Below are 15,526 nucleotides of genomic sequence, written 5' to 3'. Positions count from 1 at the left end.
TGTTACTCACCCGTCCGCCGCTAGCCTCCGAAGAGACTCGCTCGACTTGCATGTATTAGGCACGCCGCCAGCGTTCGTCCTGAGCCAGGATCAAACTCTCCAAAAAGGTACTGCTTATTGGATGAGCCGATTGCTCAATTCGTACTGACTTAATGGTCCGTTTCATTTGTTCAGTTTTCAAGGAACTTTGTTGTCGAACATGGCCCGTCACGCCTTGTTGCTCGGCTCGTGATTGGCGAATCATGTCGTGACAAGAACATATAATAGCAGGTTTAAAAACGAAATGCAACACCCTAGCCGAACTTGCTCGAAATCAATTTTTGTCAGCCGTTCCATGGGGAAATCCGGAAAGGAAAAAACGCCGTCGTAACCGATACGACGGCGCCTTTCCCGATCGTTAACCGGATCAGCTCTCCAGCAAACGAAGCAGCTCCTCTTCGTTCTCGATTACCGGAATGCCGAGCTCCTTCGCTTTCGCGAGCTTGCTCCCGGCACTCTCTCCGGCAATGACGAGGTCCGTTTTCTTCGAAACGCTGCCCGTCACCTTCGCCCCGAGCGCCTCCAGCTTTTTCGACGCCTCGTCCCTGCCCATCGACGTCAACGTTCCGGTCAAGACGACCGTCTTCCCGAACAGCGGATGCTCGGGATTGGCAGCCGCCGCCTTCTCTTCGACGAACGGCTTCACGCCGGCCGCCAGCATCCGTTCGATGCTGCGCACCATAAGCGGATCGGCGAAAAACGTAACGATGCTCTCCGCGACAATTCCGCCGATATCCGGGATCGCGACGAGCTCCTCGGCCGTCGCCGCCATCAGCTTCTCCAAGCTTCCGTAATGGTCGGCAAGCGATTTCGTCGTCGTCTTCCCCGTATTGGGAATGCCGAGCGCGAACAAGAACGACGCGAGATCGCGCGTTTTGCATTTCTCGATCGACTCGAGCAGCTTCTTCGCCTTTTTATCCCCGAACCGCTGCAGCTTGACCAAATCGTCAAATTGCAAATAAAACAAGTCGGACGGGTCGCGCACGCCGAGCTCTTCATATAACTGCTCCGCCGTCATGACGCTGAACGTCTCGATGTCCATCGCGTCCCGGGACGCGAAATGGGTAATGCGTCCGATCATTTGCGGCTTGCAGCCGAGCCGATTCGGGCAGAACAGATGGGCGCCCCGCTGCTCGAGCTCGGTGCCGCAGGCGGGACAATGCGTCGGGAAGACGACCTCCGCTCCGTCCTGCTCGTCCGTCGCCTTACCGAGTATTTCCGGAATGACGTCGTTCGAGCGGCGGATGAAGACGGATGTGCCGAGCGCAAACTTCAAGTTTTTGCGTTCGATGTCGCCGATATTGTTAAGCGTGCATTTCTGAACCGTTACGCCGGCGATGTCGACCGGCTCCACCGTGGCGACCGGCGTCAGTTTGCCGGTACGGCCGACTTCCCACGATACCGACAGGAGGGTCGTCGTCGCTTCCTCCGCTTCGAACTTGAACGCAACCGCCCAACGCGGGAACTTGTCGGTATAGCCGAACACCTCGCGCGTGCGCATGTCGTTGATCTTGACGACCGCACCGTCGATCAGGTAGTCGAATTCGTGCCGCACGCTCTCCAACCGCTGCAGCTCGGCCGCCACCTCCTCGATCGAATCGAAAAATTGGACGTACGGGTTGACCTTGAAACGATTGTCGCGCAAAAACTGCACCATCTCGCGATGATCTCGGAATGTGATGTTGTCGGAATACCCTACATTATAGATGAACGCGTTCAGTTTCCGTTCCGCCGTCGTCTTCGGGTTCAGGTTACGCAGCGCTCCCGCCGCGGCATTGCGCGGGTTTTTGAGCGGCTCGGCGGCGGTTTCGTTATATTTCTCGAACACGGACAAAAACATCATGCCTTCGCCCTGCACCTCGATAATGCCGTCCTTGTAAGGGATTTCGAGCGGGATGGATCGGATCGTCTTCACTTGAGCGAGAATGCCCTCGCCTACTACGCCGTTGCCTCGTGTCGAGGCTTGAACCAGCCGGCCCCCGTCGTAGGTCAAATTAAGCGACAGCCCGTCGAATTTCAGCTCGACGACGAACGTAGGAGGGGGCAGCGGCTCGTCCGGATTCATCGTGTTATGGTCGTTGATCAGCTTCAGCACGCGGGTATGCCAAGCGTTCAAATCATCCACATTTTGCGCCTTGTCGAGGCTCCACAGCCGGGCAAGGTGCCGATGAGGCTGAAACCCTTCCAGCAGCTCCCCTCCGACCCGGAGCGTCGGCGAATTCGGCAGCGTTACCCCGGTCTCCTTCTCCAGCGCCACAAGACGGTCGTAAAGCTCGTCGTAGTCTTTGTCGCTGATGGTCGGCTGATCCAGCGTGTAATACTGGTAATTGTGGTGCTCGATTTGTTCGATCAAGCTTTTCATCGTTTCCATCGCATCGGCCACGTTCGATTTCATCCTCTCTTGAAAAGAAATAAGATCGATAGTTGTAGTATGGTCGGGAAATTGAAAATAATGGCATGATTGCAGGAAAAGTGCGAGGGAAATAGTAAAGCCATTAGAAGAAAGGAGCCGGCGCGACCGGCTCCATGGGCACCGCGGCCGCTATGACGAGCGGTGTCTTCTCAAGGATATCGATAGACCGCCCCCTAAGCCGGCGGTCTATTCCGTTTCCATTTCTGTATTATAGCACGGCCCCTCGACTCGAAAAATATGGAAGTCGGCAGCCGATACAAGCGTGTTCGCTTACAGCTTCGTGATCGGGGCGAATTTCGCCAGCAATCGCTTGACGCCTACCGGTGCGGGGAACGCGATATTCAGCTCCGTTTCGTCGCCGGAGCCCTTCACCGCCACGACGACGCCGGTCCCCCACTTGCCGTGGCTGACCTTGTCGCCGTTGGCGTACGCGATCGCGGCACCACCGCCTCCGGCGGCAGCCGGTCGCGCCGTCGCCGAAGCGGCCGCCCGGCTCGCGGCCGAGGGCGCCGCGCCGATCGTGCTGCCGGCCGGCGAGCCGTAGGCGCTCCGTCCGGCGGAGCCGTACGGCGATGCGCCGCCGCTGCGCGCGCCATACCCGCCGGCGCCGTAAGCGGGGCCGCCCCCGTAACCGCCGACGGGCTCGACCAGCTCGCTCGGAATTTCCTTGAAAAACCGCGACGGCGCATTGGCCGTCGTCTTCCCGAACAGCGTGCGCATCCGGGCGCACGTCAAATACAGCTTCTCTTCCGCCCTGGTGATGCCGACATAGGCGAGCCGGCGCTCCTCTTCCAGCTCCTCGTTGTCGAGAAACGCGCGGCTGTGAGGGAACACCCCTTCCTCCATGCCGATAATGAACACGACGGGAAATTCCAGACCTTTGGCGCTATGCATCGTCATGAGTATGATGGCGTCTTTGTCGCTGCCGTCGTCTTCCTTGTCCATCGTGTCGATATCGGCGATGAGGGCGAGATCCGTCAAGAAGGCGACAAGCGACTTCTCTTCGCTCCGCTTCTCGAAATCGAGCGTAACGGACAGAAACTCGTCGATGTTCTCGAGCCGCGACTTCGACTCGATCGTGTTCTCGCGGCGCAGCTCCTCGCGGTAGCCGGTCATCTCGAGCATCTTCTCGGTCAGCTCGGTTACGGACAAATACTCGATCATCGCATTCAAATTGCGGATCATGCCGTAAAAATCGAGCAGCGTCCCTTTGAACCTCGCGCTCAAATCCAATCCGTCCGCCTGCTCCAGCACGGCGAATATCGAGACTCCTCGCGCTGCGGCCGCCTCCGCCAGCTTATCCAGCGTCGTATCCCCGATGCCCCGCTTCGGCACGTTGATAATCCGCCGCAAGCTGATGTCGTCGTCCGGGTTCGAGATGAGGCGCAAGTAAGCGAGAATGTCCTTAATCTCTTTACGGTCGTAGAACTTGATGCCGCCGACGATTTGATACGGGATGTCCGATTTGATCAGGATTTCCTCGATTACCCGGGACTGGGCGTTCGTCCGGTACAGGATGGCATGATGCGAGTACGGCTTTCCCTGCTTGTAATTCTTTAAAATTTCCCCTGCGACGAAGTAGCCTTCCTCGTGCTCGGAGCCGGCTTCGTACCGGACCAGCTTGCTGCCGCCGTCCTTGTCCGTCCACAGCTTCTTCGGCTTGCGCCCGGTGTTGTTGTTGATGACGGCGTTGGCCGCGTCGAGAATGTTCGACGTGGACCGGTAGTTCTGCTCAAGGTAAATCGTGCGCGATTCCGGATAATCCTTCTCGAAGTTCAAAATATTCGAGATGTCCGCTCCGCGCCAACGGTAGATCGACTGGTCGCTGTCGCCGACGACGCAGATGTTGTGGTGCTTGTCCGCCAGCATCCGGCACAGCATGTATTGGGCGCGGTTCGTATCCTGGTATTCGTCCACGTGGATGTACTGGAACTTGTTCTGGTAAAAATCGAGCACCTCGGGCACTTGCTGGAACAGCTCGATCGTCTTCATGATCAGATCGTCGAAATCGAGCGAGTTGTTCGCCTTCAGCTTCTTCTGATACAGGGCGTACACCTTGGCCACGATGCCTTGGAAATAGTCGCCGACTTTGCGTTCGTACCGATCGGGCGTCACCAGCTCGTTCTTGGCGTTGCCCAGCTCGGCTTGGACCGCCTTCGGCTCGAATTTTTTCGTATCGATGTTCAGTTCCTTCATGCAGTTGCGGATGACGGAAAGCTGGTCGGTCGAATCGAGAATCGAGAAGTTCGACGAGTAGCCGATCCGCTCGATATCCCGCCGCAAAATGCGCACGCACATCGAGTGAAAGGTCGACACCCAGATGTCCGATGCGGAAGGACCGGCGATCTTCTGAACCCGCTCCTGCATCTCGCGAGCCGCTTTATTGGTAAACGTGATGGCCAGAATGCTCCAAGGGGCCGCCTTGCGCGTGGCGATCAAGTAGGCGATCCGGTGCGTCAGGACGCGCGTCTTGCCGCTCCCCGCCCCCGCCATGATCAGGACCGGCCCGCTCAACGCCTCGACCGCCTCGCGCTGCTCCTTGTTCAGCTTCGCCACCGCCGCGTGAATATCGATGCTTCCGTTCATTTAAGCCAACCTCTCCGTTCCGTCTGGATTCGCCGGGACCGTCTCGAGGGCGCGGTCCAGATTCTCGTAGATGACGTTGCCGACGACGATCGTATGAGCCGCTTCGGCCGCTTGACGAGCCCTCTCCGCTCCGTCGATGCCGCCTCCGTAAAACAGCCGCGCGCCGCCGAGCGAAGCCGCCGCACGCTTGACCAGCTCCATGTCGCCGAACGTCCCGCTGTATTCGATGTAGACGACCGGAAAACGGAACAGCCGCTCCGCCATTCTCGCGTAAGCGACGGCGTCGTCCGGATCCAGCTCCGTGCGGGCGCCGGTCACTCGGGCCGCCGAGCAGTCGCCGTTGACGATGACGTATCCTTCCGGCACGATCTGCTCCCACTGCATCATCGGTCCGTATTCCTTCACGGCGCGGTGATGGTGACCGACGATCCAGTCCGGATCGCCCGCGTTCAGCACGACAGGGATGAAGTACAAATCAAAGCCCGGCACGATGGCGTCCGGGTTCGATATTTCCAATGCGCAGGGGACCTCGAAGCGGCGGATTCGCGACAGCAAGTCCACCGTATTGTCGAACGTCACGCCGGTCGTCCCGCCGACCATGACGGCGTCCGTGCCGGACAGGCAAAGCCGCTCCAGCGCCGAATCGTCGATGTCCCGGTCGGGATCCAGCTTGAAGACGTGCTTCCAGCCGTTGATGTCGATATGCAACCTCTTACCCTCCGAATATCGGTCGTTCTTCCTTGCGGTTCTAACTAATCTCAGTCTATGCGAGCGTTCCGGGGGTGTCAAATGGGATTCCTTTGCTCCATCATAACCCAAGCGAATGTATGTTCGCAACCGTGCCGTTTCCTTCCGGAACGAAAAAAACGGCATAGCGAAAACACCCTGACGGAGCGGATCCGCAGGGTGCTTCGCTTGCCGGGCCTAGAGCGATCAGACGCCGTATTTGCCGGCGGATTCGTTCTTCTTGCCTTTCTTATCGGACTCGAAATCCGACGAACCGCTCGTATGACCGCCGTACGCCGTGGAATCCATCGTATTGTAGTCGGCGCCGTGGGACGCGGATTGATACGAAGAACCGGCCGAAGCCGCCGCAGACGACGACGATCCGGACGAAGTCGCGCTCGAGTGCGACGGGCTCGAGGAGGCGCCGGTCCCGTAGGACGATGAAACGGAGCCGGAAACGCCGCCGGAGCTGCCGGAGCTGTTCAGCGGAAACGAAGAGTCGAACGCCAGACCGCCGTACCCGGTTTGCTGGTTCGGATTCGAATAGGCGCCGGCGGACGGGCTTCTCGTCTGATAGGCCGACGGGGCGTCCGATTGCTGGGAAAGCGTTTCGTACGGCGATTGCGCTCCGGTGGCGGAACGCGCCTGCGGCTCGGCGTACGAGGAACGCGGCATCGAGGCGTAGCCTTCCTGCCCGTAAGCGGAGCCGTATGCGCCGTTGCCGGACGCGTAGCCGTAAGCCGGCTGCGTCGGGTACGAGCCGGATTGCGGCTGCTGGCCGTAAGCGGCCGACGCGCCTCCGCCTATCGTTTGCTGGAGGAACGTCTGCAGCTCGCCGAGGGTGCGGCTTTGCTTCTGCAGCTCCTTCTGCACTTCCTGCTGCTGAGCCGGAGTCGGCTGGCCGTACATGTTGTTCTGGCTCATCGCCCGGTACAGCTCGTTCTGGTCGCGCAGCGTATGCGCCACGAGCTGCTCGAACGTGTGGCGGATCGACGGGTTGCTCGACTCGAGCGCCGCCGTCGTATACTCGCGGGCGAACCGCTTCAATTCGCCGAGGATCAGGTTGGCGATGTCTTCGTCGTGAAGACGGCCCGCCTGCATCTGCTGGCCGAATCCTTGCTGCGCCGACGACGCGGGATAATAGTTCATGGGACGTACACCTCCGATAATTTGCCGATCATCGCGATCGCGATAGGTTTTGCGGGCTTAATGGGAAACTGGAGCGTTTTGCTGCAGCGTCCGGAGCAGCTGCTCGTAATGGCCGTAACGGTCCGCCGCCATACGGGCGAACGTTTGTCGGATTTGCGGGTTTTGCGATTCGACGGCGCCTTGGGCGCAAAGCTTGGCGAGCATTTCTTCGTTTTTCAGGCAGTCGGCTATGTACGAAAACTCTTTGGCGCTCATGTTCGACATCGATTGCTGGTTGTACACGGAAAGCACCTCCTTTCGAGTTGTACCTGATTAAGGTGCCCAATTTTATCCAAACTATGTACGAATTGCAGAAAAACGCGACAAAAAAGCCGCGGAGCGGTTGCTTCCACGGCTTCGGAGACTCAGTTGTCGTCTTTTTTCTCGTATTGCGCCAGCTTGGCGCGCAGCTCTTCGATTTCTTTTTGCAGCGCCTTCTTCTCGAGCTCTCCCATCATCTCGTCGATGCTGGAAGCCGGCGGCTTCGGCATCGGCCCGGATGCGGACGGCGTCGCCGGCCCCGGTTGCGGGCCCGGACCGGATACGGGACCGTATGCGGGCGGCTTCGATCCGTAGCCGCTCGAGTAGGACGAAGTCCCGTACGGCTGATGCTGGCTCCCGTAAGAGCCGCCGCCGTAGTACGAGTTGTGCTGCGGCCCGTACTCCGGACGTCCGGTATAGCCGAACCCCGGCGGGTTGTAGAACGGATCGAAGGCGGGCTCCTTCGGAATGACGAGGCAGGCGATAAAATAAATCGGGATGAGCGTGCCTCCGGTAAAAAAGGTAGTGACCAACAATACAACGCGCAGCAGCGTGGAATCGACATTCAGCAGTTCGGCCAGCCCGCCGCATAAGCCGAACAGCTTGCTGTCTCTACGGGACCGGTACAGTTTTTTCATGAAGACATCACCTTTATGTGGATTAGCCGGCCTTCTTGCGGCCCGACCTTATGCTTTTAGTATAGGGAATCGCGCCCGAGCCCAAAACGGACCGGGGGTGGTATTCGGACTGGACCTAAGTCGGGGAAGCCGGAATCCGAGAGCGACGTATCGGCGAGCCCCTCCCTTATGGTAATATAAAATTCGAGAAATGGACAGCGGAAGTTCGGCCTTTCGGGTTTTCGCGACTTTCGTAACGAGGAGAGGAAAACGGTCATGAAATCCTACTTGCAGCTGTGCGAGACGATCTTGAACGAAGGCGTGGCCAAATCGGACCGAACCGGTACGGGCACGATCAGCATATTCGGCTATCAAATGCGATTCGATCTGGAGCAGGGCTTCCCCCTGCTCACGACCAAGAAACTGCACGTGCGTTCGATCATTCACGAGCTGCTTTGGTTTTTGCGAGGGGATACGAATGTCGGCTACCTGCACGAGCACAACGTGACGATCTGGGACGAGTGGGCCGACGAGAACGGCGACCTCGGTCCGGTCTACGGCCATCAATGGCGGTCGTGGCCGAAGCCGGACGGCGGCGCGGTCGACCAGATCGCGGTCGTCCTCGACCAAATTCGCAACAATCCGGATTCCCGCCGCATGATCGTCAGCGCGTGGAACGTCGCGGACCTCGACAAGATGGCGCTCGCCCCGTGCCACTGCCTGTTCCAGTTTTACGTGGCGGACGGGAAGCTCTCGTGTCAGCTCTACCAGCGCAGCGCGGACGTCTTCCTCGGCGTGCCGTTCAATATCGCCTCCTATGCGCTGCTCACGATGATGATGGCCCAAGTGACGGGGCTGAAGCCGGGGCACTTCGTGCATACGCTCGGCGACGCCCATATTTATTCGAACCATCTGGAGCAGGTGAAGCTGCAGCTGACCCGGGAGCCCCGCCCGCTTCCGATGATGCGGCTCAATCCCGACGTGAAGTCGATCTTCGACTTCCGGTACGAAGATTTCGAGCTGATCGGCTACGACCCGCATCCGCGCATCAAAGGAGAGGTCGCCGTATGAGCCGCATCGCGATGATCGTCGCGATGGACCGCAACCGGCTGATCGGGCGGGACAACAAGCTGCCTTGGCGGCTGCCGGCGGACATGGCGTTCTTCAAGCGGACGACGATGGGACATCCGGTCGTCATGGGGCGCAAGACGTACGAATCGATCGGCAAGCCGCTGCCGGGCCGGACGAACATCGTCCTGACGCGGGATCCCGCGTACAAGGCGGAAGGCTGCACGGTCGTCCGTACGGCGGAGGAGGCGGTTCGCGCCGCGGCCGGCGAAGGGCTGTTCGTCATCGGCGGCTCGGAGGTGTACGCGCTCTTCTTCCCGCTGGCGGATACGTTGTACGTGACGGAGATCGGCGAAACGTTCGAGGGCGACGCCCATTTCCCCGCCATCGATCCGTCCGAGTGGGAGGTGGCCGAACGCCGGCCCGGCACGGTCGACGAGAAAAATGCGTACCCGCATGCGTTTCTGACGTACAGGCGAAAATCGATTTGAAAGAATGAGAAACCGGGAGGCTGTATCCTTTGAACAACCCCTATTCCGCGGACTTGACCTCCGCCTATAACCGCCACGCCGAAGAACGAAACCATATGAACATCGCCGACTGGAAAATTCGCGAGCGGGGGCGTTTTCTGGACATGCTGCGCGAGCGGAACGCCGAAACGCTGCTCGAGATCGGCTCCGGCCCCGGGCGGGACGGACAGTTTTTCCAAGAACAAGGACTCGACGTGACGTGTACCGATCAATCGCCGGAGATGGTGCGGCTGTGCCGGGAGAAAGGACTGAAGGCGGAGGTGCGGACGTTCCACGAGCTCGGCTTCGGGGACGGCTCGTTCGACGCCGTCTATGGCTTGAACTGCCTGCTGCACGTGCCGAAGCGGGAGCTGAAGGGCGCGCTGGAGGAAATTCGCCGCGTGCTGAAGCCGGGAGGGCTGTTCTACATGGGCGTATACGGCGGCAAAGACTCCGAGGGCGTATGGGAAAACGATACGTACGAGCCGAAACGGTTTTTCGCCATGTATACGGACGAGCGGCTGCGGCAGGCGGTAAGTGACGTGTTCGAGGTGCTCTATTTCGAAACGGAGTATCTTGGCGAGGGCAATCCGCACTTCCAATCGCTCGTGCTGAAGGCATAAGGAAAGCGGTCGGGACGCATCCCGGCCGCTTCTGTCGTCTCATCCTTCGATCGGAATCCAAATCTCCACCGGCTCTTCCTCCGCCTCCCGGATATGAAACACTTCCACGGTACAGGCGTTGCGCAGCGGCCGGTGGCCCCGCTCCTCGATCCACCGGTGCAAATCGGTGTAGCCCTGCCCGATCGACCGGTTCGTGCACTGCACTCGCGCATACGTATGAGCCGGAAGCGTAATGCCGACCATGTCCTCGGGCACGGACTCGATTCGTTCCACCTGATAAGCCGCCCAGTACGTGGCGAAGCTTTCGTTGGCCGAATGAGGGGAGAACAAGACGCCCTCCCGGGCCGGGTGAGCCACTTCATGCCTTCTCTTCCAAAAACGCCTCTGCACGTCGATCGCTCCTTGCGGGAACGATTGCGGGAACGGCCCCGCATAGCTCAGTCCCACCAGATGCGTCGCCTCTCGATGAATGATGCCGCACTCCAGCATGCACGATTCCTCCTGTTATTCGTATCGTTCCAAGGAACGCAGGGGAGCGCACAAACCATACGGGAGACGCGCAAAAAAAGGACCGTCCGATTTCGGACAGTCCCCCCGCTTCGCATTATTTCGATTCCGAGGCCGGCTTCGCTTCCGGCACCTTCATCGCGTCGAACAGCTCTTGAATCGTCGCGGTCGGCACCGCGTACGCCCACGCGTCGCCCTGCTTGACGATCCAGACGTTGTCGCCGTCGACCTTGCCCGCGTACGCGTTCGTCGACTCGGTGCCGTCCTTCGTCGACTTGACGGTCAGCTTCAGCTCCGCCGCATCCAGCTTGAGCTCCGACGCCGGACGGACCGGCACCGCGGTCGTCATGAGCAGCAGCTTATCGAGCATCGTCTCGGCGTCGCTTCCTTTCAGCTCCTGGTCGCCGAGCTTCCATGCCGACTCGCTCGCCGTCTTCGCCGGCTCGGACTTGACGATCGACTTGCTCGCGCCCTTCCAATCGACCTGCAAGCCGGACACTTCGTTGTACGTCATTTTGACCGGCGTCTTGTTCATGAAGCCGAACGCGTCCTTCGCAAGCGACGTCGCCTCCTGCTCGGGCAGCTTGTAGACGGCCGGCGCGTCCTTCAGCTTCGCGTAGAAATGGCCGGCGATCGGCAGCGGAGAGCCGATCTGCACGGTTTTGACGGAGCCGTCCGCAAGCGTCACTTCGTACTCCTTGGCCGGGTCCTTTAGGCCGAATACGGACAGGTCGGCCGGGTTGGCCTCGACTTCCCCGTCATGCGTGAGCGACGTAAAGCCCGCAAGCCAGCCCTCCACGGCGTTCGATTCGAGCGGATACACGGACGGCTTCACCATCGCCCACTGTCCGTCCTTCTTCTGGAACTCCAGCCCGCCTTCCTTGATTTTCACGCCCGTAACGTCGTCGGATTTGACCGCGACGAGCGGCTTGGACGCCGTCTCCTCGTCCTTCTTCTTGAAAAACGACTGCGTGGAAGCATACCAGAACGCCCCGATGCATACGACGACGAGAACGATCGTCGGGATGAACCGTTTCATCCTTTTCTCCTCCTCCACCAGATCGCTCCCCCGACCAGCAATATCGCGAGCGGGAAAATGACGATCGTGCCGTAGAAAATCCACTTCGCCTGATTCGGCATAATGAATGCCTGCTGCATCGCCGCCTCCTCCCGCGGGCGGATCGTGACGAGGTCGGTTTGCTCCTGCAGCCAGTTGATGCTGTTCAAGGCGAAGTCGCGGTTGCCCTGCTCGACGATGATCTGATCCTGCAAAAACTGGGCGTTGCCCAGCACGATCGCCTTCGGCTTATTGTCCTTGTTCTGGATCGCGTAAGCGACGTCGTGCGGTCCCTTCGGGTCGGCCGGGTCCTGCTTCGCCTTGCCGGACGTGAGCTGGGCCATGTCGGTTTCGCCGAACGCCTTGTCGGTCGACCGCAGCAGCGCGGTCGCTTTCCAGTCGGCGTTGGCCGTGTCGGTCGTAAACGCGAGCGCGACCGGGAATATCGTCACGCGATTTTGTTCGGACAAGTCTTTCGTAATGTCGTGGTACTGGTAATTCGGGACGATCGTGAACGGATCGCCCAGCAGCGTGCGGCCGGTCTCGACGACGACCGCCTGCGAATCTTTCACGTTGATCGCGGCCAGCATATCGTCGACGTTTTTCATGTTTTTGATGTCCTTCGAATAGCCGAGCGCGACGAACAGCTTGCCTTTGCCGTTCACGAACTCTTTGAGCAGCGACGTCTCCTTCGCGTCGAGGTCGTTTTGCGGACCGAGGATGAAGACCGCTTCGGCGTCGTCGGGAATTTTGCCTTCCTTGTACAGGTTCAGCTCCTTGACGACGTAGTTTTCGCCTTCGAGCGACGAGCGGAGCGTCGACGTTTGCGAGGAGGTGAGCTCGCCGTGGCCGGTCAGGAAATAGACCGGGTGCTTGACGTCCGACGTCAGCCCGAGAATCGCCTGCGTAAACTTCTCCTCGCCGCTAAATTGGTAGGAGCCTTGCGCCGAGCCCGCGCCGAACAGCTCGTAGCTGTACACCTTCTTCTGCTTGTCGCCCAGCTCGAACACGATCGTGCCCGCTTGGTCGATCTGGTACTGCTGCGCCTTCGTCGGCTCGCGGTTCGGGTCAACTTCCTCGAATGCGATTTTGCCGGACCGCTTCTCGTATTCGTTCAGCATGTCCCGGATGTCCCGGTACATGACGCTGTCGTCCGCCGACGATCCGCCGGTGAACAGCGTCACTTTGACGTCTTTGTCGAGCTCCTTCAACATTTTCGTCGTCTGCTCGGACAGCGAATATTTTTTATTGGCGCTCAGGTCCCATTGGATTCCTTTCAAGGAATTCAGGAAGAGCGTAACGATGATGAATATCCCGATCACGGCGATGGACAGCACCGTCGCGTTCGTACCCTTGATCCACTTGTTCACGTCTCTTCCCCCTATCTCCAACGTTTGCGTTCCAGCGTCTGAATGCTCAGCACGAGAAAGACGGCGATCAGCATGACGTAGAACAGCACGTCGGCCAGATGGAACACGCCCTTCTGCAGGTTCGCTTGCCGCGCGGTCAGCGAGAACTGGACGATGTACTCGCGGAATTTGCCGCCGAAGCCGTCGGCCATCCAATCGACGATCCACAGCAGCAGCAAAATGACGAAGCCGGCGATCCCCGCCACCATCTGGTTGCTCGACAGCGTCGAGGAGAACAGCCCGATCGCCATCATCGCCGCGCCGAGCAAAAACATGCTCAAGTACGACAGCCACAGCACCGGCTGCTCGAGATCGCCGAAGCCGGACATGATCCACGGGTAGATCAGGCTGCTGCCGACAAGGAGCAGCATGAGCGTCAGCGCGGCCATATATTTGCCCGCGACGATTTCGCCGATGCCTGCGGGCGACGTCAGCAGCAGCTCGTCCGTCCCTTGCCGGAACTCCTCGGAGACGAGCCGCATCGTCAGCAGCGGAATGATGAACAAGTAGATGAACGACGTATTGCCGACGACCAGTCGGACGTCGACGATGCTGTAATTGGTCAACACGAAGTTGAGATAGAACATGATGCTCGACATCAGCACGTATACCGCAAACGCCACGTACACGGTCGGCGAATAGAAGTACGATTGCAGCTCCTTGCTGCAGATGGCCATCGCTCTACGCACGGTCCTCCACCTCCGGCTGTTGGTGCTCCAGCTTCTGCTCCTGCTCTTGTTCGTCCTGTAAGCCGGATTCGGCGACTTCCTTCTCGTCGGTCGTCAGCTTCAGGAAAATATCTTCCAGGCTCAAGCTTTCCTTCTTCATCTCGAGAATCGGATACCCGCGTTCGGCCATCCGATAAAATACCGCCTCGCGGATGTCGGCCCGGTCCTTGGACACGACGCGAAGCAGCGCCGTCTCCGGCTCCATCCCGGCCGACTCGCGCTCCAGCTCCTTGACGGAGCCGACGCCGGGCAGCTCGAGCAGCTCCCGCTTGACGTCCTCCTTCGGTCCCTTCACCTCGAGACGGACTTCGAACGATTCCCCCATCGAGCCCGCAATATGCTCCGGATGCTCGTCGAGCACGATGCGCCCTTGATTGATGATGAGCACCCGGTTGCAGATCGCGTTCACTTCCGGCAAAATGTGCGTGCTGAGCAGAACCGTATGGTTCTCCCCGAGATCGCGGATCAGCTGCCGGATTTCGATAATTTGCTTCGGGTCGAGACCCGACGTCGGCTCGTCCATGATGAGCAGATCGGGCTTGTGCACGATCGCCTGGGCGAGGCCGAGACGCTGCTTGTAGCCTTTCGACAAGCCCCGGATGACCTGCTTCTCCCGGCCCTGCAGCCCCAGCTTCTCGATCACCTCGCCGATGCGCTGCTTCTGCTCGCGGACGGGGACGTCGCGCAGGTTGGCGACGAATTTCAAGTAAGACGAGACGGTCATCTCCGGGTAGAGCGGCGGCGTCTCCGGCAAGTAGCCGATTTTGCGGCGGGCTTTGCGCGGATGGTCGGCCATCGACAGGCCGTCGACCCGGATCGTGCCTTTCGTCGGGTTCAAATATCCCGTGATCATGCGCATGGTCGTCGTTTTGCCGGCGCCGTTCGGCCCCAAAAAGCCGACGATTTCGCCCCGGCTCATCGAAAAGTCGATGTTGCGGACCCCTCGTTCGTTCTCGTACAGCTTGCTGACTTGATTGACTTCGAGCACATTGCTCCCTCCTTGTTCCATAACGGCAACGAAACGGTAAAGCGCGTTCGCACGGTGAAGTTTCAATAGCCAGTTTAACCACAAACACTATACCCGCAAAACAATAATCGAACCTTAAACGAATCTGAAAACAAGCTTAAAAATTTGTGTCCAAATTGTGAACAAAATAAACGCAAATAAGACATCTTCAACCCGGAAAAATCCGCAGGTCAAAGATGTCCCGTATTCGCACATGTGCCATTGGCGCCTGCGCCCGAACCGATTCTACAGCTTGGTGACTCGGGCGCGAATCGTCCGCCGCTCCGCCTCGTCCCATTCTTCGAAAATTTCAAACGTCCCGTCCTCGAAAAAGAGCGGGAACCGCCGCTTGAACCACGGCTGCATCGGCAGCTCGAGCGCCTCGCGGATCGGCACCCAGCGCAGCTCGCCCTCGGGCGGATGGTCCAGGAGCTCGCCCTCGAACGAGGTGGCGATATAATTGAACACCATGTAGCGAAAATGCTTCTTCGGGTCGACGTATTCGTCCAACCCTTTGTAGACCAAATTGCCGACGCGCAGCCCCGTCTCCTCGCGCACTTCCCGGATGGCCCCTTCGGTCAGGCTCTCCGTCGGCTCCACCTTGCCTCCGGGTCCGATGTAGCCGGGGAATCCCCTCTTGTCGGGACGATTGACGAGCAGTACGCGGTCCCCGTCCACGACGAGACACATCGTATATAACGCGTGACGGAACGGATATTGCTGTTGTGTCATAGTCGACGGTTACTCCTTCCGGTTTTCAGCGCTAGGCCGATACTTGAACATTTTACC

The 15,526-nt window shown here is 59.3% G+C and carries 15 protein-coding genes and 1 rRNA gene; 3 read left to right on the top strand and 13 right to left on the bottom strand.

The window, feature by feature from the left end; genetic code table 11:
• From DLM86_RS26485 to DLM86_RS26455, 7 genes are all read right to left on the bottom strand, one after another.
• Nucleotides 1-106: ribosomal RNA gene (locus tag DLM86_RS26485) — 16S ribosomal RNA — on the bottom strand; the annotation flags it as partial.
• 300 nt (nucleotides 107-406) lie between these two features.
• Nucleotides 407-2,410, bottom strand: coding sequence for an NAD-dependent DNA ligase LigA (gene ligA / locus DLM86_RS26480; RefSeq protein WP_110843089.1), 2,004 nt, complete (start codon nucleotides 2,408-2,410; stop codon nucleotides 407-409).
• A 312-nt stretch (nucleotides 2,411-2,722) separates the two neighbouring features.
• Nucleotides 2,723-5,038 (bottom strand): DNA helicase PcrA, encoded by a 2,316-nt coding sequence (pcrA, locus tag DLM86_RS26475; protein WP_110843075.1) that lies wholly within the window; start codon nucleotides 5,036-5,038, stop codon nucleotides 2,723-2,725.
• Nucleotides 5,039-5,746: a heptaprenylglyceryl phosphate synthase gene (gene pcrB / locus DLM86_RS26470; RefSeq protein ID WP_110843074.1), complete on the bottom strand. Its 708-nt coding sequence runs from the start codon at nucleotides 5,744-5,746 to the stop codon at nucleotides 5,039-5,041.
• Between the two features lie 225 nt (nucleotides 5,747-5,971).
• A complete protein-coding gene (locus DLM86_RS26465) occupies nucleotides 5,972-6,913 on the bottom strand; it encodes a spore coat protein (RefSeq protein ID WP_110843073.1) in 942 nt (313 codons plus the stop codon).
• A 57-nt stretch (nucleotides 6,914-6,970) separates the two neighbouring features.
• Nucleotides 6,971-7,195, bottom strand: a complete 225-nt coding sequence (locus DLM86_RS26460) for a spore coat protein (RefSeq protein WP_245954931.1) — start codon at nucleotides 7,193-7,195, stop codon at nucleotides 6,971-6,973.
• A 122-nt stretch (nucleotides 7,196-7,317) separates the two neighbouring features.
• Entirely contained in the window at nucleotides 7,318-7,851 is a 534-nt protein-coding gene (locus DLM86_RS26455; RefSeq protein WP_110843072.1) for a PspC domain-containing protein, read from the bottom strand.
• A gap of 255 nt (nucleotides 7,852-8,106) precedes the next feature.
• On the opposite strand from DLM86_RS26455, the gene DLM86_RS26450 reads away from it, so the two are divergent.
• Genes DLM86_RS26450 through DLM86_RS26440 form a run of 3 tightly spaced genes read left to right on the top strand, consistent with a single transcriptional unit; the run spans nucleotide 8,107 to nucleotide 10,030 of the window.
• Nucleotides 8,107-8,901: a thymidylate synthase gene (locus tag DLM86_RS26450; RefSeq protein ID WP_110843071.1), complete on the top strand. Its 795-nt coding sequence runs from the start codon at nucleotides 8,107-8,109 to the stop codon at nucleotides 8,899-8,901.
• Nucleotides 8,898-9,389 carry a dihydrofolate reductase gene (locus tag DLM86_RS26445; protein WP_110843070.1) on the top strand — a complete coding sequence of 164 codons (492 nt, stop codon included), beginning with the start codon at nucleotides 8,898-8,900 and terminating at the stop codon, nucleotides 9,387-9,389. The genes DLM86_RS26450 and DLM86_RS26445 overlap by 4 nt, the downstream gene beginning before the upstream one ends.
• Nucleotides 9,390-9,418: 29 nt before the next feature.
• Nucleotides 9,419-10,030, top strand: coding sequence for a class I SAM-dependent methyltransferase (locus DLM86_RS26440; RefSeq protein ID WP_245954929.1), 612 nt, complete (start codon nucleotides 9,419-9,421; stop codon nucleotides 10,028-10,030).
• 39 nt (nucleotides 10,031-10,069) lie between these two features.
• Here the strand turns inward: DLM86_RS26440 and DLM86_RS26435 are convergent, their stop codons facing one another.
• The 6 genes from DLM86_RS26435 to DLM86_RS26410 form a co-directional block, all read right to left on the bottom strand.
• Nucleotides 10,070-10,519, bottom strand: coding sequence for an effector binding domain-containing protein (locus tag DLM86_RS26435; RefSeq protein ID WP_110843069.1), 450 nt, complete (start codon nucleotides 10,517-10,519; stop codon nucleotides 10,070-10,072).
• Between the two features lie 115 nt (nucleotides 10,520-10,634).
• A complete protein-coding gene (locus tag DLM86_RS26430; RefSeq protein ID WP_110843068.1) occupies nucleotides 10,635-11,576 on the bottom strand; it encodes a DUF4340 domain-containing protein in 942 nt (313 codons plus the stop codon).
• Entirely contained in the window at nucleotides 11,573-12,964 is a 1,392-nt protein-coding gene (locus DLM86_RS26425) for a GldG family protein (protein ID WP_110843067.1), read from the bottom strand. Before DLM86_RS26425 ends, DLM86_RS26430 begins: the two co-directional genes overlap by 4 nt.
• An 11-nt stretch (nucleotides 12,965-12,975) precedes the next feature.
• Nucleotides 12,976-13,692 (bottom strand): ABC transporter permease subunit, encoded by a 717-nt coding sequence (locus DLM86_RS26420; RefSeq protein ID WP_110843066.1) that lies wholly within the window; start codon nucleotides 13,690-13,692, stop codon nucleotides 12,976-12,978.
• The gene (locus DLM86_RS26415; RefSeq protein WP_110843065.1) at nucleotides 13,685-14,719 is read right to left on the bottom strand and encodes an ABC transporter ATP-binding protein; all 1,035 of its coding nucleotides are present in this window, start codon (nucleotides 14,717-14,719) and stop codon (nucleotides 13,685-13,687) included. The genes DLM86_RS26420 and DLM86_RS26415 overlap by 8 nt, the downstream gene beginning before the upstream one ends.
• A gap of 264 nt (nucleotides 14,720-14,983) precedes the next feature.
• Nucleotides 14,984-15,469: an 8-oxo-dGTP diphosphatase gene (locus tag DLM86_RS26410; protein WP_110843064.1), complete on the bottom strand. Its 486-nt coding sequence runs from the start codon at nucleotides 15,467-15,469 to the stop codon at nucleotides 14,984-14,986.
• Nucleotides 15,470-15,526 lie beyond the last annotated feature (57 nt).

The sequence above is a fragment of the Paenibacillus flagellatus genome (assembly GCF_003217775.1).
GTDB lineage: Bacteria > Bacillota > Bacilli > Paenibacillales > NBRC-103111 > Paenibacillus_AB > Paenibacillus_AB flagellatus.
The sequence above is the reverse complement of the archived record's forward strand: the minus strand, read 5'-3'. Positions and strand labels throughout refer to the sequence as shown.

What these genes read in the sequence shown, in the direction of transcription:
- ligA (WP_110843089.1), bottom strand. Translation starts at nt 2,410, where the DNA reads ATGGAAACGATGAAAAGCTTGATCGAACAAATCGAGCACCACAATTAC.
- pcrA (WP_110843075.1), bottom strand. Translation starts at nt 5,038, where the DNA reads ATGAACGGAAGCATCGATATTCACGCGGCGGTGGCGAAGCTGAACAAG.
- DLM86_RS26465 (WP_110843073.1), bottom strand. Translation starts at nt 6,913, where the DNA reads ATGAACTATTATCCCGCGTCGTCGGCGCAGCAAGGATTCGGCCAGCAG.
- DLM86_RS26455 (WP_110843072.1), bottom strand. Translation starts at nt 7,851, where the DNA reads ATGAAAAAACTGTACCGGTCCCGTAGAGACAGCAAGCTGTTCGGCTTA.
- DLM86_RS26450 (WP_110843071.1), top strand. Translation starts at nt 8,107, where the DNA reads ATGAAATCCTACTTGCAGCTGTGCGAGACGATCTTGAACGAAGGCGTG.
- DLM86_RS26445 (WP_110843070.1), top strand. Translation starts at nt 8,898, where the DNA reads ATGAGCCGCATCGCGATGATCGTCGCGATGGACCGCAACCGGCTGATC.
- DLM86_RS26435 (WP_110843069.1), bottom strand. Translation starts at nt 10,519, where the DNA reads ATGCTGGAGTGCGGCATCATTCATCGAGAGGCGACGCATCTGGTGGGA.
- DLM86_RS26430 (WP_110843068.1), bottom strand. Translation starts at nt 11,576, where the DNA reads ATGAAACGGTTCATCCCGACGATCGTTCTCGTCGTCGTATGCATCGGG.
- DLM86_RS26410 (WP_110843064.1), bottom strand. Translation starts at nt 15,469, where the DNA reads ATGACACAACAGCAATATCCGTTCCGTCACGCGTTATATACGATGTGT.